A 25,234-nucleotide genomic window follows, 5' to 3' on the forward strand; every position below is an offset into this window, starting at 1 on the left:
CGCGCCGTCGCGCCGCGCGCCTATTCGTCGCGCAGCGCTTCGGCCGGCCGTACCCGCGCGGCGCGCCAGCTCGGGTAGAGCGTCGCGACGCACGACATCAGGAACGCGGCCGCGGCGATCTCGATCACGTCGGTCGCCGCCAGCTTCGACGGCAGCGAGCTGAGGAAGTACACGGACGGTGTCAGGAAGCGGATGCCGAGCAACTGCTCGATCGCCGGCAGCACCCACGGGATGCTCACCGCGATCGCACAGCCGAGTGCGACGCCCGCCAGCGTGCCGGCGAGGCCGATCGTCATCCCCTGGATCGCGAAGATCTTCATGATCGACCCGGGCGGCGCGCCGAGCGTGCGCAGGATCGCGATGTCGCCCTGTTTCTGCGTGACGGTCATCACGAGCGACGACACGAGGTTGAACGCGGCGACCGCGACGATCAGCATCAGGATCAGCGACAGCATGCGCTTTTGCAGCCGCTCGGCTTCGAACCACGTGCGGTTCTGCCGCGTCCAGTCGCGGATATAGAGGTCGCCCGACAGCGTGCGCGACAGCGCCAGTGCGATGTCCGGCGCGCGCTGCAGATCGTCGAGGCGCAGTCGGATGCCGGTCGGCGCGCGCACGTTGAACAGCGTCTGCGCGTCGCGGAGATGAATGTACGCGAGCGCGCTGTCGTACTGGTAGTGGCCCGACTCGAACGTGCCGACCACGTTGAACTGCCGGAACTGCGGCAGTGCGTCGCCGATGCGCGCGGTGTTGCCGGGCGCGAAGAAGGTGATGCGGTCGCCGATCTTCACGTGCAGCGCGTCGGCCAGCGCCGAGCCGAGCACGATGCCCATCCCGCCCGGCACGAGCGCGTCGAGGCGCCCGGTTTTCAGCTTGCGCGCGATCTCGGACACGCGCGGCTCGAGCACGGGGTCGATGCCGCGCAGCGCGACGCCCGTCACGCTGCCCGCGTTCGTCAGCAGCGCCTGCGCATCGACATAGGGTGCTACGGCGCGCACCGCCGGATTCTGCAGTGATTCGTGCGCGGTGAGCCGCCAGTCGGGCATCGCGCCGGTCGGCGAGAAGATTTCCACGTGCGCGAGCACCGACAGCATCCGGTCGCGCACTTCCGTCCGAAAACCGTTCATCACCGACAGCACGACGATCAGCGCGGCGACGCCGAGCGCGATACCGGCCATCGCGGCACCGGCGATGAACGACACGAAGCCGTCGCCGGCCGAGCGCCGGCCGCCGCGCGCATAGCGCAGCCCGATCTGCCATTCGAACGGGAGTTTCAAGCGGTTTCCTTTCATTTCGATTCGATTCGTGCCGAGCCGCGCATTCTAGCGAACGCGGCGCGAGTGCGCGCAGCGGATGGGCGGCGAGCCGAAAACCCGCCCGACCGGCCGGTCGATGGCCGGCGTTGCACGCCGGCACACCGATATTTCCATCGTTTCGGGTCTGATCGATAATGGCGGCCAGCATCCGGTCGAACATACCAAGCATGTACGGCGCAACCGGGCCGCGCCGTCACAGACCCATAACAATTCGGGGGAGGTTGCCGCAACAGGCAGCATGTCCTCGACAAGGAAATAACAATGGATTTGCTGCGCTTCCTGCTGCTCCTGCCGATTCGCGTCGCGGGCTTCGTCTGGTGGCTGCTCGGCTCCGCGCTGCGGCCGCTGGTCGGCGACGTGTCGTGGACAGCACCCGCGTGGATGGGCATCACCGTCGCGGCCGTGCGCCGCCGCCCGTGGCATGCCGGCGGCCTCGTGCTGCTCACGGCCGCGCTGGGCTACGGCGGCTACTGGTTCAAGCACCGCCCGAAGCCGCCCGAGCCCGAGACCGTCAGTTTTACCGTGAAGGCGCCGGCGATCACCACCTACGAGGTGGACGACAGCGACAAGCCGAAGATCACCGTGCATCCGCTCGAAGTCGTGTTCGCACAGTCGGCCGCGCCGATCGAACAGGTCGGCAAGCCGGCCGGAGACGGCATCGAGATGACGCCCGCGCTCAAGGGCGCATGGGAGTGGGCCGACGACAAGACGCTGCGCTTTACGCCGGCAGCCGACTGGCCGGTCGGCGCGCACGTCGAGGTGCGTTTCGCGGTGCACCGGGTGTTCGCGCCGCAGGTGACGATGCACGACGACCGCTTTGCATTCGACTTGCCCGCGTTCGCCGCGACGTTCGGCAACAATGAGTTCTACCAGAATCCCGACAATCCGGCGGAGAAGCAGGCGCTGCTGCAGTTGCGCTTCAACTACCCGGTCGATCCGGCCGAATTCGAGAAGCGCATCGGCCTCGTGCTGGTCGGCCGCGACGGCAAGAATGCGTCGCCGCTGCGCTACACGGTCAACTACGACAAGATGAAGACGAGCGCGTGGGTCTACTCGCAGCCGCTCGAGATTCCGCGCGATCCGCTGGTCGCACGGCTCGACGTCGACAAGGGCGTGAAGAGTTCGCGCGGCGGCAACGGCACGCCGGAGGTGCTGCACGCATCGGTCGACGTGCCGGGGCTCTACAGCCTGTCGATCGACAACATCGCGCCGACGCTCGTCGACAACGAGCGCTACGAGCCCGAGCAGGTGCTCGTCGCGGAAGCGTCGGATGGCGTGCGCAGCGCCGACCTGGCCGCGCGCGCCAAGGCGTGGGTGTTGCCCAAGCGCAAGCCGGGCGTCGATCAGTCGGACGACGATCCGCCGTACGAATGGAACGTGGCCGACATCAGCGACGCTGTGTTGAAGCAGTCGAAGCCGCTGCCGCTCGAAGCGGTGCCCACCGAGAACGACTACGCGACGCTGCAAAGCTTCAAGTATCACGCGACGCCGGGCGATCGTATCGTCGTGCGATTCGCGGGCGACTTGAAATCGGCGGGCGGCTACCTGCTCGCCGAGCCGGTGACGACCGCGTTCACGGTGCCCGACTATCCGAAGCTGCTGCGCTTCATGGCCGACGGCTCGCTGCTGTCGATGAGCGGCAGCAAGCGCTTGTCGGTCGTGTCGCGCAACCTGCCGGGGATGAAGGTCGAGATCGGTCGCGTGCTGCCCGACCAGCTCCAGCATCTCGTGAGCTTCAACAACGGCACGTACGCGCGGCCCGAGCTGTCGTATTCGTTCAGCGAGGATCACATCGTCGAGCGCTTCGTGCAGACGCGCGCATTCCCGGCCGGCGACCCCGGCAAGGCGCATTACGAAGGCATCGATCTCGGCCAGTACCTGAAGGGCGGCAAGCGCGGCGTGTTCCTGCTGCACCTGACGAAGTACGACCCGGCCGCCGAGAAGAAGAAAGCCGACGATGCCAAGGATAACGATGCATCGTCCGGCGACGGCAGCCAGGATCAATCCGACAACGCCGATTCGGGCGACAGCAACGGAAACGGCAACGGCGACGACAGCGACAGCGCGCTCGGCGACACGCGCCTGATCGTCGTGACCGATCTCGGGATGCTGGTCAAGAAGGCGCTGGATGGCAGCCAGGACGTATTCGTCCAGTCGATCCGCAACGGCCGTCCGGTTGCGGGCGCAACGGTATCGGTACTCGCGGTGAACGGCCAGGCGCTGTTCACGCAGACGACCGGCGCCGACGGCATCGTGCACTTCCCCGCGTTCAAGGGGCTCGACCGCGAGAAGCGGCCGCAGCTGTATGTCGTGAAGAAGGACACCGACCTGTCGTTCCTGCCGGTGGCCGGCCGCGATCGCCAGCTCGATTTCTCGCGTTTCGACGTCGACGGCGAGCGCAATGCGACGGGCCAGGGGCAGCTGTCCGCCTACCTGTTCTCGGATCGCGGGCTGTATCGCCCCGGCGATCCGTTCCACATCGGCCTGATCGTACGGGCGGCCAGCTGGGCGCGCAGCCCGGCCGGCGTGCCGCTGCAGGCGGAGATCGTCGACCCGCGCGGGATCACCGTCGAGCGCAAGCCGGTGACGGTCGATGCGACGGGCTTCACCGAGCTCGGCTATACGACCGCCGAAACGGCACCGACCGGCACGTGGACGGTGAACCTGTACATCGTCAAGGACGGCCAGCCCGGCGCGGAGCCGATCGGCAGCACGACGGTGCAGGTGAAGGAGTTCCTGCCCGACCGGATGAAGGTCGACGCGAAGCTGTCGCAGCAGGTCGTCGAAGGGTGGGTGAAACCGAAGGGGCTGAAGGGCGTCGTCGATGCGCAGAACCTGTTCGGCACGCCGGCGGAGAAGCGTCGCGTCGCGGCGACGCTGACGCTGCGCCCGGTGTGGCCGTCGTTCCGCAGCTGGCAGGGCTATCACTTCTTCGACGCACGCCGCGCGAAGGAGGGCTACACGACGACGCTGCAGGACGGCACGACCGACGACCACGGCCATGCCGAGTTCGACCTCGATCTCGACAAGTACGCGGACTCGACTTACCAGCTCTACTTCCAGGCGAAGGCGTACGAAGCGGAAGGCGGGCGCAACGTCGCCGCGAACGCCCAGACGCTCGTGTCGAACAACGACTGGCTCGTCGGCTACAAGTCGGTCGACGATCTCGGCTACGTGAAGCGCGGCAGCCCGCGCACGGTGCGGCTCGTCGCGATCGATCCGAACGCGAAGGCGATCGGCGTGAAGGACCTGCGCGCGCAGCTCGTCGAGGAACGCTACGTGTCGGTGCTGACCAAACAGGATTCCGGCGCATACAAATACGATTCGCGGCTGAAGGAAGTGCCCGTCGACGAGCAGCCGCTGACGATTCCGGCGGCCGGGCTCGACTTCACGCTGCGCACCGACAAGCCGGGCAGCTATGCGCTCGTGATCCGCAACGCGGACGGCGCCGCGGTGAACCGGATCGAGTATTCGGTCACGGGCGACGCGAACGTCACGCGTTCGCTCGACCGCAACGCGGAGTTGCAGGTGACCCTCGCGAAGCATGACTACAAGCCGGGCGAGCAGGTCGAGATCGCGATCCGCGCACCTTACGCGGGCAGCGGCCTGATCACGATCGAGCGCGACAAGGTGTATGCGCACGCCTGGTTCCATGCGGACACGAGCAGTTCGATCCAGCACATCACGGTACCAGCCGGCTTCGAAGGCAACGGCTACATCAACGTGCAGTACATCCGCGATCCGTCGTCCGACGAAATCTTCATGAGCCCGCTGAGCTACGGCGTCGTGCCGTTCTCGGTGAACCTCGACGCGCGCCGCAACGCGGTGTCGGTCGATGCGCCGGCGCTCGTGAAGCCCGGTGACACGGTGAATTTCACCGTGCATTCGGCGAAGCCCGCGAAGGTCGTCGTGTTCGCGGTCGACGAGGGCATCCTGCAGGTCGCGCGCTACAAGCTCGGCGATCCGCTGAAGTTCTTCTTCCGCAAGCGGATGCTCGAAGTCGGCACGTCGCAGATCCTCGACCTGATCCTGCCGGATTTCGAGAAGCTGATGGCGATGGCCGCGCCCGGCGGCGACGCCGACGACGCGATCGGCCGCCAGTTGAACCCGTTCAAGCGCAAGCGGGACAAGCCGGTCGTTTACTGGTCGGGGATCGTCGACGTGAACGGCGACACGCGCCTGAGCTACACCGTGCCCGACTACTTCAACGGCAAGCTGCGCGTGATGGCCGTGTCGGTGTCGCCGGACCTGGTCGGCACGTTCGAAGGCGCGACGACGGTGCGCGGCGATTTCGTGCTGTCGCCGAACGTGCCGACGACGCTCGCGCCGGGTGACGAGGCCGACGTCAGCGTCGGTGTCTCGAACAACCTGACGGGCGCCGGCAACCAGCCGGTGCCGGTCGCGGTCACGCTGAAGACGGGCCCGCAGTTGCAGGTGATCGGGCCGGCCACGCAGAATGTCGCGCTCGCGCCGCAGCACGAGGGCGTCGCGATGTTCCGCGTGAAGGCGACCGATACGCTCGGCTCGGGTTCGCTGTCGTTCGGCGCGCGCTATGGCGCGAAGGGCGCGCAGCAGCGCGTCGACGTGTCGGTGCGGCCGGCCGCCGCGTTCCGCACGCAGCTCGACATCGCGCGGCTCGATCCAGGCAAGAAGGCGAGCGTGCCGAACCTGCGGTCGATGTACGACGCGTATGCGTCGCGCGACGCGAGCATCTCGACCGCGCCGCTCGTGCTGTCCGAAGGGCTCTCGTCGTATCTCGTCAACTTCGAGCACTACTGCAGCGAGCAGATGGTGAGCGCGGCGGTGCCGCGCATGTTCGCGGCGAAGTGGCTGTCGGTGCGCGCGCTGACGAGTGCGATGCATGCGACCGACGCCGGCGCCGACGCGACGAACGAGGCGGCGATCGCGCAGTTCCTCGGCGTGCTGCGCAGCCGGCAGAACGCGCAGGGCGGGTTCGGTCTGTGGAGCGCGACGCCGGACGCCGATCCGTTCGTGTCCGCATACGCGATGCACGTGCTGCTCGACGCGCGCGAGCGCGGCATCGCCGTGCCGAAGGACATGCTCGACGCGGGCAACCAGTATCTGCAGAAGCTCGCGGCGAACGATTCGCTCGGCTCGCTCGACCTGCTGCGGCAGCGTGCGTACGCGGTGTATCTGCTGACACGCCAGGGCAACGTGACGACCAACAGCCTCGCGGCCGTGCAGAAGCGGCTGCAGGATGCGTATCCGAACGACTGGAAGAACGACCTCGCGGCCGCGTGGCTCGCCGCGTCGTACCAGCTGCTGAAGCAGGACAAGGAGGCCGCGGCGCTGATCGCGGGCCCGCAGGCGCTGCTCGAGCGCAAGCGCGCGTCCGACGGCGGTTACGTGACGGGCTACTACCTCGATCCGCTGACACGCGACGCGAGCGTGCTGTACTTGATCGCGAAGCACTTCCCGGAGCGCGTGCGCAAGCTGTCGCCGCGCGCGATGGACAACCTCGCCGCGCCGCTCGTCGACAACCGCTACAACACGCTGTCGTCGGCGATGACGATCCTCGCGCTCGATGCGTATGCGGCATCGAGTGCGGGCCAGCTCGACCAGCTCGCGATCGACGAGGTACGCGCGGGCGCCGCGCCGAAGGACGTGTCGTCGATCCAGGCGAACCTCGTGCGCTCCGGCACGTGGTCGGGCGGTGCGTCGCGCGTCGACTTCGTGAACGGCAGCACGCTGCCCGCGTGGTGGATCACGAGCCAGTCGGGCTACGACCGCGGCACGTCGACGAAGGCGATCAAGGACGGGCTGGAGATCGTGCGCGACTACACCGACACGGACGGCAAGCCGCTCGAGAAGATCACGGTCGGCCAGGAGATCGACGTGCACCTGAAGATCCGTGCGACGGGCTCGGCAAGCGTCGGCAACATCGCGATCGTCGACCTGCTGCCCGGCGGCTTCGATCCGGTGATCGCGCCGCCGCCGGTTACCGACACGCCGGACGGCGACAGCAACGGCGATGGCGGCGCGTCGGCGCCGGTGGCCGATGCACCGTGGCGCTCGCCGATCGGCGTAAAGGGTTCCACGTGGCAGCCGCAGTTCGCGGACGTGCGCGAGGACCGCGTGGTGATCTACGGCACCGCGACGACCGACGTGCGCGAGTTCGTCTACCGGATCAAGGCGAGCAACGCGGGCCGCTTCGTCGCGCCGCCTGCGTACGGCGAGTCGATGTACGACCGCCGCGTGCAGGCTCAGGCGCCCGGCGGCACGACGTTGACCGTGGAGCGCGTGCGATGACGATGCAGCTGCAACGGCCTTGCCAGAGGTGCCGGCCGCGCCGGGTGCAAGGAGCGCCCGCGCGTGACTGACGCTTCGGTGCTGCGGCGCGCGTTGCGTGGCGCCGGCCGCTGGCTGCATCGCTGGCAGAACTGGATCGTCGGCGCGCTGCTCGTGTTCGGCGCGCTGGCCGCGTGCCGGCTGTGGCCGCATCCGCCGCTGCGTGACTGGAAACCGTCGTCCGTTGCAGTGACGGACGCGCAGGGCCGGTTGCTGCGCCTGACGCTCGCGAAGGACGACCGCTATCGGCTATGGGTGCCGCTCGACCGAATGTCGCCGCAGCTCGTCGAAGCCGTGATGCTGCACGAGGACCGCTGGTTTCGCTGGCATCCCGGCTTCAACCCGTACGGCCTCGCGCGCGGCGCATGGATCACCTACGTGCGTGGCGGCAATCCGCAGGGCGGCTCGACGCTGACGATGCAGCTCGCGCGCTCACTGTGGAAGCTGAACACGCGTACGCCGGCCGGCAAGCTCGCGCAAGTCGCGCGCGCGATGCAACTCGAACTTTTCTATTCGAAACGGCAGATCCTCGAAGCGTATCTGAACGATGCGCCGTACGGCCGCAACGTCGAAGGCGCGGGCACCGCGAGCGTCGTCTATTTCGACCGGATGCCCGATGCGCTGACGTTGCCCGAGGCGCTCGCGCTCGCGGTGATTCCGCAGGATCCGGCACGGCGCGTGCGCGGCGGGCAGGACGAGATCAACCGCGCGCTGGCCGCGTCGCGCAACCGGCTGTATGCGCGCTGGCTGACGAAGCATCCGGGCGATGCGTCGCTCAAGCCGCTGTTCGCGTTGCCGCTTGCGATGCGGCCATTGTCGGCACTGCCTTTCGATGCGCCGCATGCGGTCGACCAGGCGCTCGCCGCACGCAGTGCGTGGCGTACGACCTCGGGCGGCGCGGCGGACGACAGCGACGGCGGCGCGCGGCTCGTGACGACGCTCGATCTCGACCTGCAGCGCACGCTCGAACGGCAGATCGCACGCTATGTCGCGCGCAACGACACGCGCGGCGTGCGCAACGCGGCGGCCATCCTGGTCGATACGCGCGACATGGGCGTGAAGGCGCTGGTCGGCTCCGCGAACTTTTTCGACCGCACCATCGACGGGCAGGTGAACGGCACGCTCGCGCGGCGCTCGCCGGGCTCGACGCTCAAGCCGTTCATCTATGCGCTCGGTTTCGACCAGGGCGTGCTGCATCCGCAGACCGTGCTGCGCGACGTGCCGACCGCGTTCGGCCCGTATGCGCCGGAGAATTTCGACGGGCATTTTCTCGGGCCGATCACCGCGACCGACGCGCTGAACCGCAGCCGCAACGTGCCTGCCGTGTGGGTCGCGTCGCAGCTCAAGTCGCCCGACCTGTACCGGTTCCTGCAGGAAGCCGGCGTGCGCCGGCTCGCGAGCGCGCAGCACTACGGGCTCGCGCTCGTGCTCGGCGGCGGCGAAGTGACGATGCAGGATCTCGCGGGGCTCTATGCGATGCTCGCGAATCGCGGCGAATTCCGGCCGCTGCGGCTGCGCGCGGACGAGCCGGCGCTGCCCGGCCGGCGCCTGCTCAGTGCCGAGGCGAGCTACATGACGATGGACATGCTGCGCCAGCATCTGCGCCCCGACGAGACGAGCGGCGCGCAACCGTCGAGCGTGCCCGTCTACTGGAAGACCGGCACGTCATGGTCGTTCCGCGATGCGTGGACGGCCGGCGTGTTCGGCCCGTATGTGCTGGTCGTGTGGGTCGGCAATTTCGACAACTCGACCAATACGGCATTCGTCGGTGTCGACGCGGCCGCGCCGCTGTTCTTCCAGGTCGTCGACGCGCTGAATGCCGAGCGCACGCTCGCCGAGCCGCCGCGCGCGGTGCCGCCGCGGCTGAAGCGCGTGCGGATCTGCCTCGCGAGCGGTGACCTGCCGAACGAGTGGTGCCCGCAGCAGGGCTGGACGTGGTTCATTCCGGGCACGTCACCGATTCGCGTGAGTACCGTGCACCGGCCGGTCGTGATCGACGACGCGACGGGGAAGGCCGCGTGCCCGCCGTACGACGGCAAGCGCACGCATACGGAGATCTTCGAGTTCTGGTCGTCGGATCTGCAGCAGGTGTTCGCGCAGGCCGGCATTCCGCGCCGGCGGCCGCCGCAGAATGCGGACTGTCGCGATGCCGGGCAGGTCGAAGGCGATCCGCCGCGCATTACGTCGCCGCTGCGCGGCAGTACGTATGCGATGCGCGTGAAGAGTACGGAGGAGATGCGCATCGCGTTCAACGCGACGGCCGATGCGAGTGCGCACGCGCTGTACTGGTTCGTCAACGATGCGTTTGTCGGGCGCAGTGTGCCGGGTGATGCGCTGTTCTGGCAGCCGCGGACGGCCGGCAGTTTTACGGTGCGGGTGGTCGACGATCACGGCCGCAGCGACCAGCGGCCGCTGGCGGTGGGGTTGGAGCAGTAGGCGTTCCGGATCACATGCGGGCAGCAGGCGAAATGCCGGTGTCGGTCATTTTCCGTAACTCTCGAGCGGGATTGCCGTCCTGCGGTTCGCACACAGGCGGTAGGTGGCCCGGAGAGGCGGAATTGCAGGACCTTTGGAAGGGGCTGATCAAACAGTACGGCACGATGCCCCCGATGTAGCACCGATTGCCGGCGATCCATGTCCGATTGGTTCGCTTTGTTGACTGTTGTCGAACGTGGGGCCGTCCGTACAGGGGCGGCTTCAGTCGAATGCGTCGGGCGACGATCGGTCTGGCGCGGCCGTTCGCGCAATCGAGGTGCGGAATTGCCGGCCCGACATCCGGGGCTTGTTCCCGTCGCACAGTCAGGGTTTGGGCACCCGGATACGGCTGATCATCAGCGAACCCGACAGACCGAAAAGCAGCGTCATCGGATGCAGCGTGGCGCCCCAGATCTGCAGGTCGCCGAGCCACAGGTTCGGGCCGATTGCGTCGAACCTCGCGGCGACCGCCAGCAACAGCACGAGGACGATCGATGTCGGAATCGGTGTGCCCTCGAAGTACGAAACCTTTCCCGTTTCCTGCGACAGCTCTTCCGCCGTCACGTTGTAACGGGCCAGCCGCGACACGCCGCAGGCCACGAAATAAACCAGTATCAACCGGTCGTACAACCCTGTCATGCCGCATCCGTAACCGATGATGGCGGGGGCGACGCCGAACGAAATCACGTCGGCAAGCGAGTCGAGTTCGCGGCCCAACGCCGACGATTTTTGCCGCCAGCGCGCAATTCTGCCGTCCAGGATGTCGAATACCAGGGCGCCGACAATCAGGCCGGCCGCGTAATAGATGTGCAGCTTGTCGCCACTCGCGATGTACGAAATGATTGAAAAAAGTGCGCCGGTGCCGCACACCGCGTTACCGAGCGTGAACCAGTCAGCCAGATGAAATTCACGGATCATCGAAAATCGTCGAACAGGGCTTGTCATGCTGATGTCGGCTGGAGGAAGGAGGCCACTATGCTATCAGGCATGGTGAAAGCGCTTTCGCGAAAGCGATATCCCGAATGGGCGCCAAACCGATGCGACTGTTCGTCACTCGAGACGGCACGCTTCGCGTGCAAGCGGCCTGTGTGCTTCCGGCGACAAACGTTTGGCAGAAGTCCGTTCGGTGACGGGCCCCCCGTCACTTCGTCATCCGGGCCGGCCCTGATCGCGTGCTGTGCTGGAAGATCGACTATGCGAGGCTGTCGGGGGCAAGTCGTAAAACCTGCGCGGTATCGTCCTGAGGCTCGGGCATCCGCATCGGCCACAATCATGTGTCGCGTTGCGTCGTGTGCCGCTAATGCTTCGTTTGATACCCAGCGTTCGATCAAGAAAAATCCATTTCCCTCACCGACGACCGGATGGGGACCTTACCGGAGACAGCCTTGTTCCGCACGTACGAGCGGCGCCAACTTTTCATGACGACGATCACGGCTGCAGTGATCAGCGGCCGCTGGCGGTGAAGTTGGAGCAGTAGAAGACGACGGCCCGCCGGTGCTGGCCCGGACTCAGACGCTGTAGCCGATCCGCAGCACACCCCATTGCCGTCCGCCGACGACGATGGGTGCGGAAACGTCCTTCATCAGCGCGAAGTTGCCGTTGCCCATGTCGCGCCGATAGGTCTGCAGCAGGAACGGCTTGGTATGCGCCACGGAGGTGCGTGCCGTGCGGTCCGTGTAGATCCGGCGATTCCGGCAGTTCGCGGCGTTCCACGCGGCGTCCGCGCGCTGGGGCAGCGAGAACTTGCGGTTGTGGGTCGGCAGGTAGCACTGCCTGTCGAAGCTCGCGCAATAGACGATGCGTGCGTCGATCTCGAGGATCGGCTCCTGGATGGCAGGGAGCACGCGGTCGGTGAACGCCGTGAAGCGCGTCATGAACTGCTGCGGGTCGGTGCCGGGAATCGGCACGTAGTTCGCGTCGAAGAGCGCGTCGAGTGCGATATCGCCGCGCCCGACCGCTTCCTCGAAGAGCTTGCTGATCGCGGCGGCCGTATTCCGCGCGGTGTCGATCAGGCGCGTGTCGGGCGATTCGATGCCGGTCGCGGCCGTGAGTTCGATGAGCGTCTCGGAGACGGAGAGCAGGTTGCCGAGCCGGTCCTTGGCCTGCGAGAAGTTGTCGCTCGAATCCTCGACGCCGGATGCCATCTCGCCGACCTGTTCGTCGAGGCGGTGGCATTGCGTCTCGATCTCGTCCGTCAGCGACGCGATCTGTTCGGCCTCGCCGGCGAGCTCGGTGATCGCGTGCCCGGTCGCGTGCACGACTTCGCCGATCGTACGCGTGCCCTCGCGCACGCGATGCGCGCGTGCGGCGTTGTCGGTGCCTTCCGCGATCAGGTGTTCGGTCTGCTCGGCAAGGCGCGCGAGGGTCGTTTCGATCTGGGCCGTCGCCTGTCCGGTCTTGGCGGACAGGTTCTTGACCTCGGCCGCGACGACGGCGAAGCTGCGCCCCGAATCGCCGGCGCGTGCGGCCTCGATCGCGGCGTTCAGCGCGAGCAGGTGGGTCTGTCGCGCGATCACGGAGATCTCCTCGGACACGGCCCGGACGTGATCGAGCGCGTCGCGCAGCGCGCCCATCTGGTTGCCGATCGACGTGACGCCCTCGACGAGGCCGTGGATGTCGGCGAGCGACGCCTCGATCGTCTGTTGCGACTGGCGAACCGCGTTCGACGCATTCGCGCTCACGGCGCGCACCTGCTGCGCGGCTTCGGCAATCCGGTGGTTGCCGCGCAACGTGACGGCCGCCGATTCGCGCAGCGTGTGGCAGACCTCCGCCTGCCGGGCGACGCGGGTCGCGACTTCCTCGACGTGACCCGACACGTCGCAGATCTCGATGCCGAGCCTGCCGGCCTGCTCGGCGATGTCGCCGACGAGTGCGCGCGATGAACGGCGGCTGCGGCCGATTCCGAAGAAGTTCACGTTGCTGGGTCTCCTGGTGGACACGCTTGGCCGGTCTTTGGCGAATTTTGGGAGTGTGCCCCTGACTTGACGGCGGCGTAGCCGCCGACTTGAGGTCGGGTAAACGTCCAGATCGGCGATCCGGATGGTTGGGCCAGCACCGCGCGTTTCCCGTTTTTGTGCGGCTGTCTTCCGGTGGCCGGGCGCCGGACGAGCGGGCGCCGATCATCCGTCCGAATGCGCCGAGTCAGAATACGTGATGGATGCCGAGGTTGGGGCCGACCGGTGTGCCGGGCAATCCGGACAACGCACCGCGAGTGATGCCGGGGTCGGCATCCATCGTTCCGTGGTGGTTGACGACGCCAGCTTGCGCATGGAGGACGGTTCGCTTCGACTGGCTGCAACTGACGTCGACCGCGACGGGCAACGAATGACTGTGCGAATCGTTGCGATCGATCTTGCGCCACGCGCCTGTATTCACCGTCGGCTGCAATCCGAAACTGGGCGAATCGCTTGGGGGATGGATGGTGGGCATGAAAGTCGAAGAACGTCTGGCTACATCGAACAGCGGACTGGCTACGCCTCGGGGCCAGGGCCGGCGTGACGCGATAGTCGAGGCCGGCGCCATACACGAGGGGCAGGGTAGCGAAACCCTCCCCCTCGTACCGAGCGCGATACCGAGCGGCAGCATCGCCGCGCCGCATCGCGCAAGGTGTTACTTCGCGGAACTCGCGCTGACCTTCGCGAAGTCCAGGCTACCGAAGCCCGTATCGTCGTCCCAGCCGGCCTTCGCGGTATAGCCGTGGCTGCTGTAACCGTTGTTGCCCGAGGTCACGTCGTGGAGCAGCGACGTATTGGTCGGGAAGTTCTGGTAGAACGCCGACGTCGGCAGGCCGAGGCTGTTGTTGTTCGCCGATTCGACCCGCGCCCAGCCGCCGACGAAGATCGGCGAAGCGAGGCTTGTGCCGCCGACGAGCTGGTTGGTCTGCCCGTTGATGACGATGTACGCGCCCGTCGATTGCGCGGCGTCGAACGCCACGTCGGGCAGCACGCGTTTCGTCACCGTGCTGCCGAGCGCGGCAGTCTGCCAGCTCGGCGCGGTTTCGAACGCGCTCACGCCGCCGCCCGTCGCCCAGATCCGCACCGCGTTGTCGACCGGGTTGCCGTTGCTGTCGAGATCCGCGTACGCGACGCCTTCGTTCCACACGGTTTCGCCGGCCCACGTCGTGGTGCCGGTGGTCGAGAGCGTCGTGCCGCCGACCGCGACGACATACGGCGAACTCGCGGGCGACGACACGCTGTACTTGGACAGGTTGATCGTCGTCCTGACCGACGTGCCGTTGTACGTGCCGATGTAGCCGGGCGCGCCTTGCGGCGACGTCGACCATTGATAGACGCCCGCGTCGCCGGCCGAGACCGAGAAGACCTGACCCTGCGCGACGGCCTGCTTGAACACCGCGTCGTCGGCGGCGAGCGAGCCGTCGGAGTTCGCGGCGGTTTCGTCGAGGCCGAGCGACACGTTGATGACGGTCGCCTTGTTGTCGGTCACGGCCTTGTTGTATGCGGCGGTCAGCGTCGCGTCGGTGAGGCCGCTGTCGTTGCTGTCGCCGTTCACCGCCGAGTAGAAGATCAGCTGCTTGACGCCGCCGGAGGTGCCGATGATGTCCTGGCTGTCGAGATCCCATTCGCCCGGATCGCCGTCGTCGGCCAGCGTGCCCGACCCGCCTGCGACCACCGCCGTGTTGACGGTCGCCAGGCCGGCATTCTGCGTGAAGGTGTTCAGGTCGGCGATGGTCTGGGTCATGTCGCCCCAGGTGATGATGCCCACCGTGGTGTTGGTCGCGGCAGGCAGGCCGCTCGCGTCGTAGATCGCCGCGAAATCGGTCGGCTGGTGGCCGACTTGCTGCGACGCGGCGGCCGCGTTCTTCGCGATCCTGTTCGGCTCGATGACGGCGGCCGGCGCGAAGCGGTGGAGCAGGCGGTGCGGCACCGCGGCGTTCTGCAGGCCGAGCACCGAATCGACGACCGAACCGAGCGACGCCGGGATCAGCGCGGCCGAATCGTTCGCGAAGACCGGCTTGCCGCGATAGTTGAAGCGCTTGATGCTCGCGTGGAAGCCGTTTTGCGCGTTGGTCGCGTTGCCGTCGGCGGAGACTAGCGTGTTGTTCTCCGACACCGTGATGTTGCTGAAGCCGTTCGCCTTCAGGTGGGCCACGACGGCCGCGACCTGGCTGTCGGTCGGCGCGAAGCGTGCCTTGAACTGGGCGGGTGTCAGGTACTTGCGGTAGCTCGCGCTGCCCGGCTGGTTGACGTCGCGCAGGAATGCGTCGAGCTGGTCGGTGTTGCGGTTCTTCAGCACCACGGTCACATGCAGCGGCTGGCTCAGTTCGAGCGGCGTCACGTGCGTGTCGGTGAGCGCCGGGGTGCCGACGCTGTTGAGCGAGTACGCAGGCTGAGCCTGCGATGCGGCCGACGCAGCCGCGGCGGGCGCATTCGACAGCAGGAAAGCGCTGGTGCGGGTCGCGACCCAGTTGGTGGCAGCCTGGGCGGGCAGCGGCGCCAGCGTGGCGGCGACCGCGAGCGGCAGTGCGGCGAGGGCAAAGCGTTGCGAGAGTGTGCGATTGACGTGCTGAGTTCTCTGCATTGTGAGCTCCGAGATTTCGACGTAGAACCGGTGCAGCGCGCGACCCGGATCGCGGGTAGCGGCAGGGCGGCGCATGCAACCTGACGCAAGACCGGACCAACCAGCGTGATTCAAGGCGACATAAGTTTTCCTCCCCCTCCCACCATCAAGATCGGAGGCCGGTCGGGGTATCGGATTCGCGCATCGCGAACGTCGATCCCGCGCACGGCCCTCTATCGTGTCGGCCTGCGTCGCATCGGCGGCGGCGTGGTCCGACCTTCTCTCATTCCGTTCAATCTGCTGCGACGGCTGCTTCAACGCGTTATCACTTAATTAGGAATCCAATATATAAAATCCGTATAAGCGGGTGATGCATTGTCGTTCGACGGCGTGGTGCGCGTGTTTCGTGTGAGGTGCTGCGGGCGAGATCGAATGCCCCGGTCAGCCGGGAGAGAGGTCGATATCGTCGTCTTCCGCCTGAAGCGGAACGGGATGACCGGTGACGCGGGAGCTGGGTGTTGCGAGTAGATATCGTGGCTTACGAATCAGCTACTGTTCTCGTGCAACGTAATAAAAACGGAAGTTAATTGTCGGGCCGTTGATTTCCTGATGCGGATTCGATTTCACGGCGGTATTTCTTGCGGGGAAAGATAGCAAGAAAGAAAACGCAGAGTCAAACTTTTTTTGATTGCGTTTAAAAAGTTTAGATAATCGCTTCAAAGGATGTTTTTTATGAACGGGAAGCGATTATGTAAGTCATTCGTCATCCTTGACGAGTGACGCGTGACGCAGTGCGAGCCAGGCGCTGGCGTTGCGAAAAACCGATGCCGCCGCTGCCATTTCGATGCGACGTTCCGAAACCGGCCCTCGCGGTTTCGTTGTCTGCGCGTAGCAAGTGAGCGCGCGTTCGATGCAACGCGCGATGCGCTTCGATTGAAACCGGGCGAATCGTTCGGACTTGCGTGGAACACGCATCGTGTTGCGCGGCATCTTCTTTTCCTTCTTGCCGGCTTTACCGATTCCCGCAGCGGCGGCGCGCAGGTCGCGCGCCGTGTGCCCTGCAACACGGCTCGGCGATCACCCGTCGTCCGCCTTCGCCTGCAGCCCCTTCAACCCCTGAATCACGACCAGCAGCGCGCGGCCGTGCTCGTCCGACCCATCCCACGCGTCGACGATCGCGTCGCGCAGCAGGTCGTTGTACCGGCGGCGCGACAGCCCGGTATCGACACCATAGAAACTGCATAACTTATTGAATGGCGCGCTTCGGCGCAGCCGATGCCCATTCGACAGCCTCAGGCGCGATACGGTCGGCTGGCTGACCCCGGAGAGTCGCGCTATTTCGCTGGACGAGCGTGTATCTGCCGTCAGGCGGCGCAACAGGTCTTGAACGGGAAAATCTTGGTCCGGGGCTTCCATGCGATGCATTATACCTATACAGTTACGGCTGTTGAATGGGCTTGCTGTCACCAGCGAGGCTGTATCCCGAGAAAGTTGATGACACTGAAACACCTCCCACCCACGTTCTGCTGGACCAAGATCGGTACCGAGTCCGGCGAGGAACTGCCGACCGTCGTGCTCCGCAAGGAATGGGAGCGCCGGCTCGGGGGCGGGCGTTTTCTGTGGGGCATCAACCAACCGCTCGGCAGCAGCGCGCAAGTCGCCGCGCATCGCACGGGCTCGCTGCTCGCGCTGTTTTCGCCGGTCGCGTCGCGCCCGCGCGCAGGCGAGCGCAAGGACGCGTTGTTGTGGAATGCATGGGTCGACGCGAGCGGGCAGGTACGGCCGTTGCCGCCGCACACGTTCATCGCGAGCCGCTCGACCTTGCCGTCGGGCCGGCGCCGCGAGCAGCACTACGCACTCGTCTGCGCGTCGTCCACCGCGCTGACGGTCGGCACGCAATTGCGCGTGTTTCCCGATCACCTGCGCAGCGTGAGCACCGGCAAGCCGCTCGGCGCCGCGCAGGGCGCGGCCGTGGTCGATTGTGTCGGGCGTGCGAAGGAGCAGACGGGCAAGAGCTATCCGCTCGCGCTGTCGGTCGAGCTGGAGGCACCGTATTTCGTGCGGCTCGCCCAGCCGTGCGTGCTGAAGGCGCGCGATCTCGCGGAAGTGAACAAGGCGACGCGCGCCGGTGATTTCGATCGCTTCGTCGAGCTCGTCGCGCGCTTGCGCGGCCGTTCGCCGACGGACGCCGAGCGCGGCGTCACGCGCGATCTGTTCGACGTGCCGCCGATCGAAACGGCGGCCGCGTATGTTGCGCCCACGCACGTGGCGCGCTTGCGCAACCGGCCGGCGGCCGAGCATGCGCGCGATCTCACGGGCGACCTGTTCGACCTGTCACCGGGCGAGGCGGCCGCGTTCGCGGGCCTTGCGCATCCACGCATCGGGCGCGCGTGACGCAACCCGCGCAGCAGATCGCGCAAGAATCTGTTGCAATCTCGCCATAGCGGAGCGGCGAGGGCAGAGAGACAATCGGCACGAAGCGCGCTGCGCGGCGGCCGATGCGTCGATACTCGATGGGTCGTGGTTCACGCCGCCGACATGCGCACCACGCACACTGAGCGTCGGCGTGCTTCACACTGCAACCCTGAGGGAGAAGTGTCGATGTCGACCCACATCTGTTCGCGGGAAGCCCGGGCCGCGCAACGCTTCGTCGAAGCCACGCGCAACGTCGATCAGGCCTTTCGCGCCGTGCGTGGCGAAAGCGACGACGACATTTCGTCGGCCGAATATGCACGCGCGATGTCGCGCCTCGATCGCGCGCTCGACGAGCTGGCGCTTGCGCAGGAATGCTTCGATCGCGTAGTCAGCGCCGACACAACCGCACACGACAACTGATCCCGCCGGCCCCGCGTGTTCGCGCGTCAGGCGACGCGCGTTCATCTTCATGCCGGGCATCGCGCCCGGCATGTCGTTCACTTATCCCGTTCCTGCTTCAGACCTTGCGGCCTTCCACCGGATAACCGGGATCGGTATAGCCGTGCGTCGATGCGTGCCCGGGCGGCACGAGCGAATCGACGAACCGTTCGTCGTCCGGGCCGAGTTCGAGCGTGAGCGCATCGATGTAGCTGTCCCAGTGCGCTTCGGTGCGCGGCCCCGCGATCGTCGAGCTGACGATGCGGTTCTTCATCACCCACGCGAGCGCGAACGCCACCGATGTCGAGCCGCGTGCGGCCGCATGCGCGGCCACCTGCTGCGCGATATGCAACGATTCGGGTCGCCATTCCGTTTGCTGGATGCGCCGGTCGCCGCGGCCCGCACGTGAATCGGCGGGCGGCTGCGTATCTGCCGTGTATTTGCCGGTCAGCACGCCGCGCGCGAGCGGGCTGTACGGCACGACGCCGATCCCGTAATGCGCAGCGGCCGGAAGCTGTTCGACCTCGGCCGTGCGATCGACGAGGTTGTACAGCGGTTCGCTCGCAACCGGGCGATCGATGCCGAGTTGATCCGCGAGTCGCACGATCTCGGCGATGCGCCAGCCCTTGAAGTTCGACAGCCCGAAGTAGCGCACCTTGCCTTGCCGGATCAGGTCGGCGATCGCGCGCATGGCTTCGTCGAGCGGCGCATCGGTCAGCGCGCGATGGAAATAGAGGATGTCGATGTAGTCGGTGCCGAGCCGCTTCAGGCTCGCGTCGACCGATTCGACGATCCATTTGCGTGACTGGCCCTGCCGGTTCGGCCCTGCGTCCGGTCCGGCCGGATAGCCGAACTTCGTCGCGACGACCCAGCTGTCGCGACGCGGCGTAATCGCGCGGCCGACGACTTCTTCCGAGCGGCCGGCGTGATAGACGTCGGCCGTGTCGATGAAGTTGACGCCCTGGTCGAACGCCTTGTCGATGATGCGCGCCGACGTCGCTTCGTCGGTCTCGCCGCCGAACATCATTGCGCCGAGACACAGCGGCGACACCTTGAGCGCGCTGCGCCCGAGATAGCGGTAATCCATGGAAGCTCCATGCGGGCACGTGCCCGCCGGTTGAATGAAGGAAGCCGCGCTTACACGCCGGCTTCGTCGAACACGCGCTGGGCGATCGTCAATGCGGAACTTGCGGTCGGCCAGCCCGAGTAGAACGCGAGATGCGTGATCGTTTCGATCAGCTCGTCGCGCGTGAGGCCGTTGTCGAGTGCTTTCTTCAGGTGGAACGGCAGTTCGTTGACGCGATACAGCGACACGAGGCTTGCGACCGTCACAAGGCTGCGATCGCGTGGCGACAGGCCGGGGCGCTGCCAGACGTCGCCGAACAGCACGTTGTCGGTGTAGTCGGCGAGCGCGGGTGCGATGGCGCCGAACGCCTTGCGCGCGGCGGAAGTCGGCTCGGACATCGAGGGCTCCGGGGAAGTTGGGGAACATCGACGATGGTAGCCACCGATGCGCTTATCGATAATCCCCGGCAATGCGCATGCACTTATCGACGCGACTCATGAATCGTGATGCATGGGCGATGCCCCGCCGGCTCATGCGCGATAGCGCAGCGCATCGACGATCACCGCGAGCGCGCGCGACGATTGCCGCCGGCTCGCGTAGTACAGGTGATGACCGGGGAACGTCGGGCACCAGTCGTCGAGCACGCTGACGAGCCGGCCGGCTGCGACATGCGGCGCCGCGAGTTCGGCGGGCACGTACGCGAGCCCGTAGCCCGCGAGCGCCGCGTCGAGCGTTTCGTAGGTGCCGTTGAAGGTGACCTGCCCGTCGACGCGCACCTGCAGCGTGTCGTCGCCGCGCGCGAGTTCCCACGCGTACAGCGCGCCGTGCGTCGGCAGGCGCAGGTTGATGCAGTCGTGCGCGACCAGATCCTGCGGCGACGCGGGGCGCGCACGTTCCGCGAAATACGCGGGCGCGCCGACGATCGCCATTTTCATGTCGGCCGAGATGCGTACGGCGATCATGTCCTTCGCAACCTGGTCGCCGAGCCGCACGCCGACGTCGAAGCGCTCCGCGACGATGTCGGACAGCCCGTAGTCGTTCACGAACTCGACCTTCAGGTCGCGATAGTCGCGCAGGACCGGCGCGAGCTTCGGCCACAGCAGCGTGCGGATCACGAAGTCGGTCGCGTTGATGCGCACGGTGCCCGCGGGCTGGTCGCGCAATTCCGCGAGCGCCGTCAGTTCGGCCTCGATTTCGTCGAAGCGCGGCGCGAGGTTCAGCAGCAGGCGTTCGCCGGCTTCGGTCGGCGCCACGCTGCGTGTCGTGCGCGTGAGCAGCCGCACGCCGAGGCGCGTTTCGAGCGAGCGGATTGTATGGCTGAGCGCGGATTGCGATACGCCGAGCTGGGCGGCCGCCCGCGTGAAACTGCGCTCGCGCGCGACGGCGATGAAGGCGAGGAGGTCCGCAAAGTTGTCGCGCGGCATGGAAGGTGTCGGGTGGTCGATGCCCGCGCATCGTACCACCGGGTTCACCGGGCCGCGCGGCAAGGCGACGAGGGATGCGGCGCGCGTCAGCCCGCGCGTGTCATGCCCGGTGCATGGGGCGCGGGATGGTACGCATAGCCGCCATGCTGGAACGACGTCGCGAAGAACTGCATCTGGTAGCGGATCGCGTTCGCCCAGTAATCCCACGTGTGGCCGCCCGGCCGCTCCGCATAGTCGTGCGGCACGCCGAGCGCGACGAGCCGTTCGTGCAGCGTGCGGTTCGAGCCGACGAATGCGTCGTCGCGGCCGCAATCGATCGTCAGGTCGAGATGTGCGCGCACGAACGCGCTGGCGCTGGCGACGATCACGTTGCGGTTCCAGAACGACGGATGACGGCCGGGGTCGCCGAACACGTGGTCGATGCCCGGCTCGTCCTCGCAGCAGCGCGGATCGACCGCGCCGCTGATGCTGCCGACCGCGCCGAACGTGTCGGGCCGGTCGAGCGCGATGCGCAGCGCGCCGAAGCCGCCCATGCTGAGCCCGGTGATCGCGCGGGCGTGCTGCGTCGCGATCGTGCGGAAGTGCGAATCGACGTAGGAGACGACTTCGTCGCCGATGAAGGTTTCGTAGCGGCTGCCCGAGTCGAACGGACTGTCGATGTACCAGCTCTCGTGCCCGCCGTCGGGCATCACGAGGATCACGTGGTAGCGGTCGGCGAGCGCTGCGATGTGCGTGTTCGACGTCCAGTCGGTGTGGTCGCCGCCGGAGCCGTGCAGCAGATAGACGACCGGATAGCGGTCGCCGTCGCGGGCGCCGCGCGCATAAGCGTCGGGCAGCACGACGGTTGCCTTTAGCGTCTCGTTCATCGCGGCGCTGGGAATCACGACGACCCGCGCGTGAAATGCGAGAGCAGGGCCCGAAATGGCGAGCAGCAGAAGCAGCCAGAAGGCGCGCGCCAGATTCCTCGATCCTCGCATGTGTCGACCCCGTCCGGCGTCGAGCGCCGGGAAATCCCTGTTCGGACGACTCTAGCAACCGTGCCTTTCAACCATATTTCGGCGAATCCTACGGGTTGTCAGGCGGGCGGCGCGCCGACGATGCGCTCGATGGCGGCGCGAAACGCATCGGGCCGCTCGGCCGGGATCAGGTGCCCGCAGCGCGCGATCATGTCGAAGCCGGCGCAGCGCGCGAGCGCCCAGTCGGGCACGTGCCAGCCTGCGCGCGAGCGTTCGCCTGCGACGAGCCAGACGGGGTGACGCTCGAAGACTTGCGCGAGCGCCTGCAGATAGCCGGGTTCGCCTGTCGTCGCGACCACCGAGCGGCCCATCGCGCGCAGCGTCGATGCGGGCTGATGCGCGAGCCAGCGGCGGGCGTCGTCGATGAGGCCCGCCGATGGCGCGTCGATCGCGCCACGCAGCCAGCCGGGCGGATCGTTGCGCAACCCGTCGAGCATCGCATCGGCCTCACCGGGCGTCATGCGGCCGACCGACGCCGACCAGAACGCATCGTCGAGCGTGAAGTTGCCTTCGACGTTGACGATCCGCCGCACGCGGTCCGGATGCGCATGCGCGAACAGCATCGCGATCGCGCCGCCGACCGAGTGGCCGACGACATCGACCGGCTGCGCGCCGAAGTGCGTATCGACGGTGTGGCGGACGTGCTCGACCTGCGCGGCGAGCGTGATCGCGTCGAACGGTACCGCGCGATGCGCGCCGTAGCCGAGCAGGTCGGGCGCGAGATGCGGGCCGTTCCATCCGCGCACGTCGAGCGTGCCGATGAAACCGTGAATGAAGACGACGGGCGTGGGCTGGGTCATGGGGCGGGTGCGGATGGGAGGGGCGGCAATTCGAGTTCGGCGAGCAGTTCGTCGAGTTCGAGCACGTGTGTGCGGTCGTGGTCGAGCAGCTCGCGCACGAGTTCGTCGAGCGACATGCGGCGGATGCCGTCGCGCAGCCCGCAGCGTGCGAGCTGTGCAGGATCGAGCGCGGCGGCGGTCGTGCACAGCGCGGCGCGGCCCGTGCGGAATGCGGCGACCGCAGGATCGAGCGGCTGAGCAAGATAGTCGCGTCGCGCGGCGAGCGCGGTGCCGTCGACGGAGGCGATCACCGGCAGTTCGAGCGTGCGCACGGCGTCGATGCGTTCGGCGAACACCGCGTCGAGGTCGCGCAGGTGGCACGCATGCTCGACGAACGAGAAGCCCGTGCCGTCGGGGCGGCGCGTCCGCAGCGCGGCCGGCACGTGCGCCGCATACGCGGCGAGCCGATCGGGCAATTGCGCCAGCGCGGCGACGACGTCGGCGAACGGCAGCAGCTGCGGATACGCGCTGAACACCGCGCCGTAACTGAATAGCGTGCCGCTCAGCCGCCCGCGCGCCTGCACGACATCGTGGCCGTGGCGGCGCATGACTTCCGCGACCATCGCGCCGCAGAACTGGCGGGCTGTCGTGTCGGTGTCGATTTCGGGGAATTTCAGTGCGATTTCGTGCTGGATCGCGCCGATCGCGGCGACGCCCACACGTGACAGTGCCGCGAATTCGACGTAGCGCGCGGGTTGCGCGATCAGTGCTTCGAGCTGGGCGCCGAGCGCGGTGGTGCGGAAACGGTCGAAACGGGAATGCATGACGGAAAGAGATTGCCGAGTAACGTATCAAAACGATACGTTACTCGGCGGATAGCGTCAACGGCGGGAATCGGGCGATGCGCTGCATCACTCCTTGCCGGCGCCCCTGGCTGCCTGCTCGATCAGCTTTGCAACTTCGGCCGGATGCGAGATGTAGGCGACGTGGCTCGACTTGAGTTCGATCGTCTTGCTGCCGGCGCGTTGCGTCATGAAGCGTTCGAGCTCGGGGTTGATCGCGCGGTCCGCGGTGGCGACCACCGCCCAGCTCGGTTTCGTCCGCCATGCGGCATGCGTGATCGGCACGCCGAACGACTGCGCGGCCGGCGTCACTTGCGAGATCGCCATGAACTTCGCTTCGGCGGCCGGCACGTCGGCCGCGAAATCGGCGTGGAACGACGCTTCGTCGAAATACAGGTGACCGTCCTCGGTGGCCTTGATCGCCTTCGTCGCGGGCGGGGTCTTCTTGGTCAGGTCGAGCGGGCTTTCTCCGGTGTCGGGCTGGAACGCGGCCACGTAGACGAGGCCCGCGACCTTGTCGTCGTTGCCGGCTTCGGTGATCACCGCGCCGCCATAGCTGTGGCCGACGAGGATGCTCGGGCCGTCCTGCGCGTCGACGACACGGCGGGTTGCCTTTACGTCGTCGTCGAACGACGTTTCCGGCTGCTGAACGACGGAAACCTTGTAGCCGTCACGCGTGAGGATGTTCGAGACGGCTTGCCAGCCCGAGCCGTCGGCGAAGTAGCCGTGAACCAGCACGACGTTCTTGACGGGGGCGGCGACGGCCGCGTGCGAACCGAGTGCGGCAGCAGACAACGCGAGTGCCGCGGCGATCTGGCGGACTTGGGAAAAGCGCTTCATTTTCATTCTCCAGAAGGAAGACAGGGTAGGAAACCGTCGGATATCGACAGGCGTCTTGTTCTGTCGATGCGTTCATCCTACTAGTAGGTAGGATGATCGACAAGGAGAAATCACGGCTGGAAAAGAGTATCTCCGGGCGGTAAACTATCGCTGTTTTTCATCCGACTAGATGGTAGGCAAATATGACGGTAACGGGGGACAGCACGGCGGGCCGCATTCTCGAAGCCGGGCGGCAACTGATCATGCGGCGCGGCTATAGCGGGTTCAGTTATGCCGACATCGCCGACGCGATCGACATCCGGAAGGCGAGCATTCACCATCACTTCCCGACGAAGGCGGATCTGGCGGTCGCCGTGCTGCAGCAGTCGCAGGCGAAATTCGATGCCGACATGGCGTTGCTCGACGCGAGCGGCGCCGACGCGCTGGTGCAGATGCGCGCATACATCGGCTACTGGGAACGCTGCATCGTGGACGACAGCGCGCCGTTCTGCGTGGCTGGCATGCTCGGCGCGGAGTTGCCGGCATTGCCCGACGAAGTCGCGCGGGCGGTGAAGGCGCATTTCGACGACCTTGCCGCGTGGCTGGTGCGTGTGCTCGAGGCAGGGGTGAAGGACGGCGTCGTGCAGCCGGGCGTGTCGGTGCAGACCGAGGCCGCGACGTTCGTGTCGCTGGTCTATGGCGCGATGCTTGCCGCCCGGGCGTACGGCAATGCGGGGATGTTCAGGGGCGTGACCGGCGGGGCGGTCGAGCGGCTCGCGGTGCCGCGCAAACGCGCGTGAGCCGCGCACGCGCGAGCGGGC

Annotated in this window: 19 protein-coding genes; 5 read left to right on the forward strand and 14 right to left on the reverse strand. The window is 66.9% G+C overall.

The features are described from left to right. Positions 1-20: 20 nt before the first annotated feature. On the reverse strand, positions 21-1,289 hold the full coding sequence (locus ACPTTF_RS19670; RefSeq protein WP_423367843.1) for a lipoprotein-releasing ABC transporter permease subunit: 1,269 nt from the start codon (positions 1,287-1,289) through the stop codon (positions 21-23). Between the two features lie 285 nt (positions 1,290-1,574). Here ACPTTF_RS19670 and ACPTTF_RS19675 point away from each other — a divergent pair, with 285 nt between their 5' ends. Further along, positions 1,575-7,583: an MG2 domain-containing protein gene (locus ACPTTF_RS19675; RefSeq protein WP_423367844.1), complete on the forward strand. Its 6,009-nt coding sequence runs from the start codon at positions 1,575-1,577 to the stop codon at positions 7,581-7,583. A 63-nt stretch (positions 7,584-7,646) separates the two neighbouring features. Then, on the forward strand, positions 7,647-10,058 hold the full coding sequence (gene pbpC / locus ACPTTF_RS19680) for a penicillin-binding protein 1C (RefSeq protein ID WP_423367845.1): 2,412 nt from the start codon (positions 7,647-7,649) through the stop codon (positions 10,056-10,058). Between the two features lie 363 nt (positions 10,059-10,421). Here the strand turns inward: pbpC and ACPTTF_RS19685 are convergent, their stop codons facing one another. The 6 genes from ACPTTF_RS19685 to ACPTTF_RS19710 all read right to left on the reverse strand — a co-directional run bounded on the left by ACPTTF_RS19685 (position 10,422) and on the right by ACPTTF_RS19710 (position 17,030). Continuing rightward, positions 10,422-11,015 (reverse strand): CDP-alcohol phosphatidyltransferase family protein, encoded by a 594-nt coding sequence (locus tag ACPTTF_RS19685; protein ID WP_423367846.1) that lies wholly within the window; start codon positions 11,013-11,015, stop codon positions 10,422-10,424. Between the two features lie 590 nt (positions 11,016-11,605). Then, the gene (locus ACPTTF_RS19690) at positions 11,606-13,012 is read right to left on the reverse strand and encodes a methyl-accepting chemotaxis protein (protein ID WP_423367847.1); all 1,407 of its coding nucleotides are present in this window, start codon (positions 13,010-13,012) and stop codon (positions 11,606-11,608) included. Positions 13,013-13,238: 226 nt separating this feature from the next. Then, entirely contained in the window at positions 13,239-13,472 is a 234-nt protein-coding gene (locus ACPTTF_RS19695) for a hypothetical protein (protein ID WP_423367848.1), read from the reverse strand. A 234-nt stretch (positions 13,473-13,706) separates the two neighbouring features. Next, positions 13,707-15,635, reverse strand: coding sequence for a S53 family peptidase (locus tag ACPTTF_RS19700; protein ID WP_423367849.1), 1,929 nt, complete (start codon positions 15,633-15,635; stop codon positions 13,707-13,709). Positions 15,636-16,370: 735 nt separating this feature from the next. Continuing rightward, entirely contained in the window at positions 16,371-16,604 is a 234-nt protein-coding gene (locus tag ACPTTF_RS19705; protein ID WP_423367850.1) for a hypothetical protein, read from the reverse strand. 87 nt (positions 16,605-16,691) lie between these two features. After that, a complete protein-coding gene (locus ACPTTF_RS19710) occupies positions 16,692-17,030 on the reverse strand; it encodes an XRE family transcriptional regulator (RefSeq protein WP_423367851.1) in 339 nt (112 codons plus the stop codon). A gap of 78 nt (positions 17,031-17,108) precedes the next feature. On the opposite strand from ACPTTF_RS19710, the gene ACPTTF_RS19715 reads away from it, so the two are divergent. Both ACPTTF_RS19715 and ACPTTF_RS19720 read left to right on the forward strand, forming a co-directional pair. Beyond that, the gene (locus tag ACPTTF_RS19715) at positions 17,109-18,008 is read left to right on the forward strand and encodes a hypothetical protein (protein WP_423367852.1); all 900 of its coding nucleotides are present in this window, start codon (positions 17,109-17,111) and stop codon (positions 18,006-18,008) included. 207 nt (positions 18,009-18,215) lie between these two features. Then, the gene (locus tag ACPTTF_RS19720; protein ID WP_166965343.1) at positions 18,216-18,449 is read left to right on the forward strand and encodes a hypothetical protein; all 234 of its coding nucleotides are present in this window, start codon (positions 18,216-18,218) and stop codon (positions 18,447-18,449) included. Between the two features lie 97 nt (positions 18,450-18,546). Here the strand turns inward: ACPTTF_RS19720 and ACPTTF_RS19725 are convergent, their stop codons facing one another. From ACPTTF_RS19725 to ACPTTF_RS19755, 7 genes are all read right to left on the reverse strand, one after another. Next, entirely contained in the window at positions 18,547-19,554 is a 1,008-nt protein-coding gene (locus ACPTTF_RS19725; RefSeq protein ID WP_423367853.1) for an aldo/keto reductase, read from the reverse strand. Between the two features lie 50 nt (positions 19,555-19,604). Further along, entirely contained in the window at positions 19,605-19,931 is a 327-nt protein-coding gene (locus tag ACPTTF_RS19730) for a carboxymuconolactone decarboxylase family protein (protein ID WP_423367854.1), read from the reverse strand. A gap of 132 nt (positions 19,932-20,063) precedes the next feature. Further along, positions 20,064-20,957, reverse strand: coding sequence for a LysR family transcriptional regulator (locus tag ACPTTF_RS19735; protein ID WP_166965337.1), 894 nt, complete (start codon positions 20,955-20,957; stop codon positions 20,064-20,066). 86 nt (positions 20,958-21,043) lie between these two features. Beyond that, entirely contained in the window at positions 21,044-21,934 is an 891-nt protein-coding gene (locus ACPTTF_RS19740; RefSeq protein ID WP_423367855.1) for an alpha/beta hydrolase, read from the reverse strand. A 98-nt stretch (positions 21,935-22,032) separates the two neighbouring features. Then, complete coding sequence (locus tag ACPTTF_RS19745; protein WP_423367856.1) at positions 22,033-22,773, reverse strand: alpha/beta fold hydrolase; 741 nt, start codon at positions 22,771-22,773, stop codon at positions 22,033-22,035. Then, positions 22,770-23,576: a DinB family protein gene (locus ACPTTF_RS19750; protein WP_423367857.1), complete on the reverse strand. Its 807-nt coding sequence runs from the start codon at positions 23,574-23,576 to the stop codon at positions 22,770-22,772. The genes ACPTTF_RS19745 and ACPTTF_RS19750 overlap by 4 nt, the downstream gene beginning before the upstream one ends. A gap of 87 nt (positions 23,577-23,663) precedes the next feature. Continuing rightward, the gene (locus ACPTTF_RS19755) at positions 23,664-24,434 is read right to left on the reverse strand and encodes an alpha/beta hydrolase (RefSeq protein ID WP_166965330.1); all 771 of its coding nucleotides are present in this window, start codon (positions 24,432-24,434) and stop codon (positions 23,664-23,666) included. A gap of 182 nt (positions 24,435-24,616) precedes the next feature. On the opposite strand from ACPTTF_RS19755, the gene ACPTTF_RS19760 reads away from it, so the two are divergent. Then, on the forward strand, positions 24,617-25,213 hold the full coding sequence (locus ACPTTF_RS19760) for a TetR/AcrR family transcriptional regulator (protein WP_423367858.1): 597 nt from the start codon (positions 24,617-24,619) through the stop codon (positions 25,211-25,213). Positions 25,214-25,234 lie beyond the last annotated feature (21 nt).

Source organism: Burkholderia crassaminum, from assembly GCF_964265005.1.
In the GTDB taxonomy this organism is placed as follows: Bacteria; Pseudomonadota; Gammaproteobacteria; order Burkholderiales; family Burkholderiaceae; genus Burkholderia.

Bases quoted from the DNA above. Each gene is read 5' to 3' on its own strand.
- ACPTTF_RS19745 (WP_423367856.1), bottom strand. From the start codon at position 22,773: ATGACCCAGCCCACGCCCGTCGTCTTCATTCACGGTTTCATCGGCACG.
- ACPTTF_RS19685 (WP_423367846.1), bottom strand. From the start codon at position 11,015: ATGATCCGTGAATTTCATCTGGCTGACTGGTTCACGCTCGGTAACGCG.
- ACPTTF_RS19670 (WP_423367843.1), bottom strand. From the start codon at position 1,289: ATGAAAGGAAACCGCTTGAAACTCCCGTTCGAATGGCAGATCGGGCTG.
- ACPTTF_RS19715 (WP_423367852.1), top strand. From the start codon at position 17,109: ATGACACTGAAACACCTCCCACCCACGTTCTGCTGGACCAAGATCGGT.
- ACPTTF_RS19740 (WP_423367855.1), bottom strand. From the start codon at position 21,934: ATGCGAGGATCGAGGAATCTGGCGCGCGCCTTCTGGCTGCTTCTGCTG.
- ACPTTF_RS19750 (WP_423367857.1), bottom strand. From the start codon at position 23,576: ATGCATTCCCGTTTCGACCGTTTCCGCACCACCGCGCTCGGCGCCCAG.
- ACPTTF_RS19675 (WP_423367844.1), top strand. From the start codon at position 1,575: ATGGATTTGCTGCGCTTCCTGCTGCTCCTGCCGATTCGCGTCGCGGGC.
- ACPTTF_RS19735 (WP_166965337.1), bottom strand. From the start codon at position 20,957: ATGCCGCGCGACAACTTTGCGGACCTCCTCGCCTTCATCGCCGTCGCG.
- ACPTTF_RS19700 (WP_423367849.1), bottom strand. From the start codon at position 15,635: ATGCAGAGAACTCAGCACGTCAATCGCACACTCTCGCAACGCTTTGCC.
- ACPTTF_RS19705 (WP_423367850.1), bottom strand. From the start codon at position 16,604: ATGCCGCGCAACACGATGCGTGTTCCACGCAAGTCCGAACGATTCGCC.
- ACPTTF_RS19720 (WP_166965343.1), top strand. From the start codon at position 18,216: ATGTCGACCCACATCTGTTCGCGGGAAGCCCGGGCCGCGCAACGCTTC.
- ACPTTF_RS19755 (WP_166965330.1), bottom strand. From the start codon at position 24,434: ATGAAGCGCTTTTCCCAAGTCCGCCAGATCGCCGCGGCACTCGCGTTG.
- ACPTTF_RS19730 (WP_423367854.1), bottom strand. From the start codon at position 19,931: ATGTCCGAGCCGACTTCCGCCGCGCGCAAGGCGTTCGGCGCCATCGCA.
- ACPTTF_RS19760 (WP_423367858.1), top strand. From the start codon at position 24,617: ATGACGGTAACGGGGGACAGCACGGCGGGCCGCATTCTCGAAGCCGGG.
- ACPTTF_RS19725 (WP_423367853.1), bottom strand. From the start codon at position 19,554: ATGGATTACCGCTATCTCGGGCGCAGCGCGCTCAAGGTGTCGCCGCTG.
- ACPTTF_RS19710 (WP_423367851.1), bottom strand. From the start codon at position 17,030: ATGGAAGCCCCGGACCAAGATTTTCCCGTTCAAGACCTGTTGCGCCGC.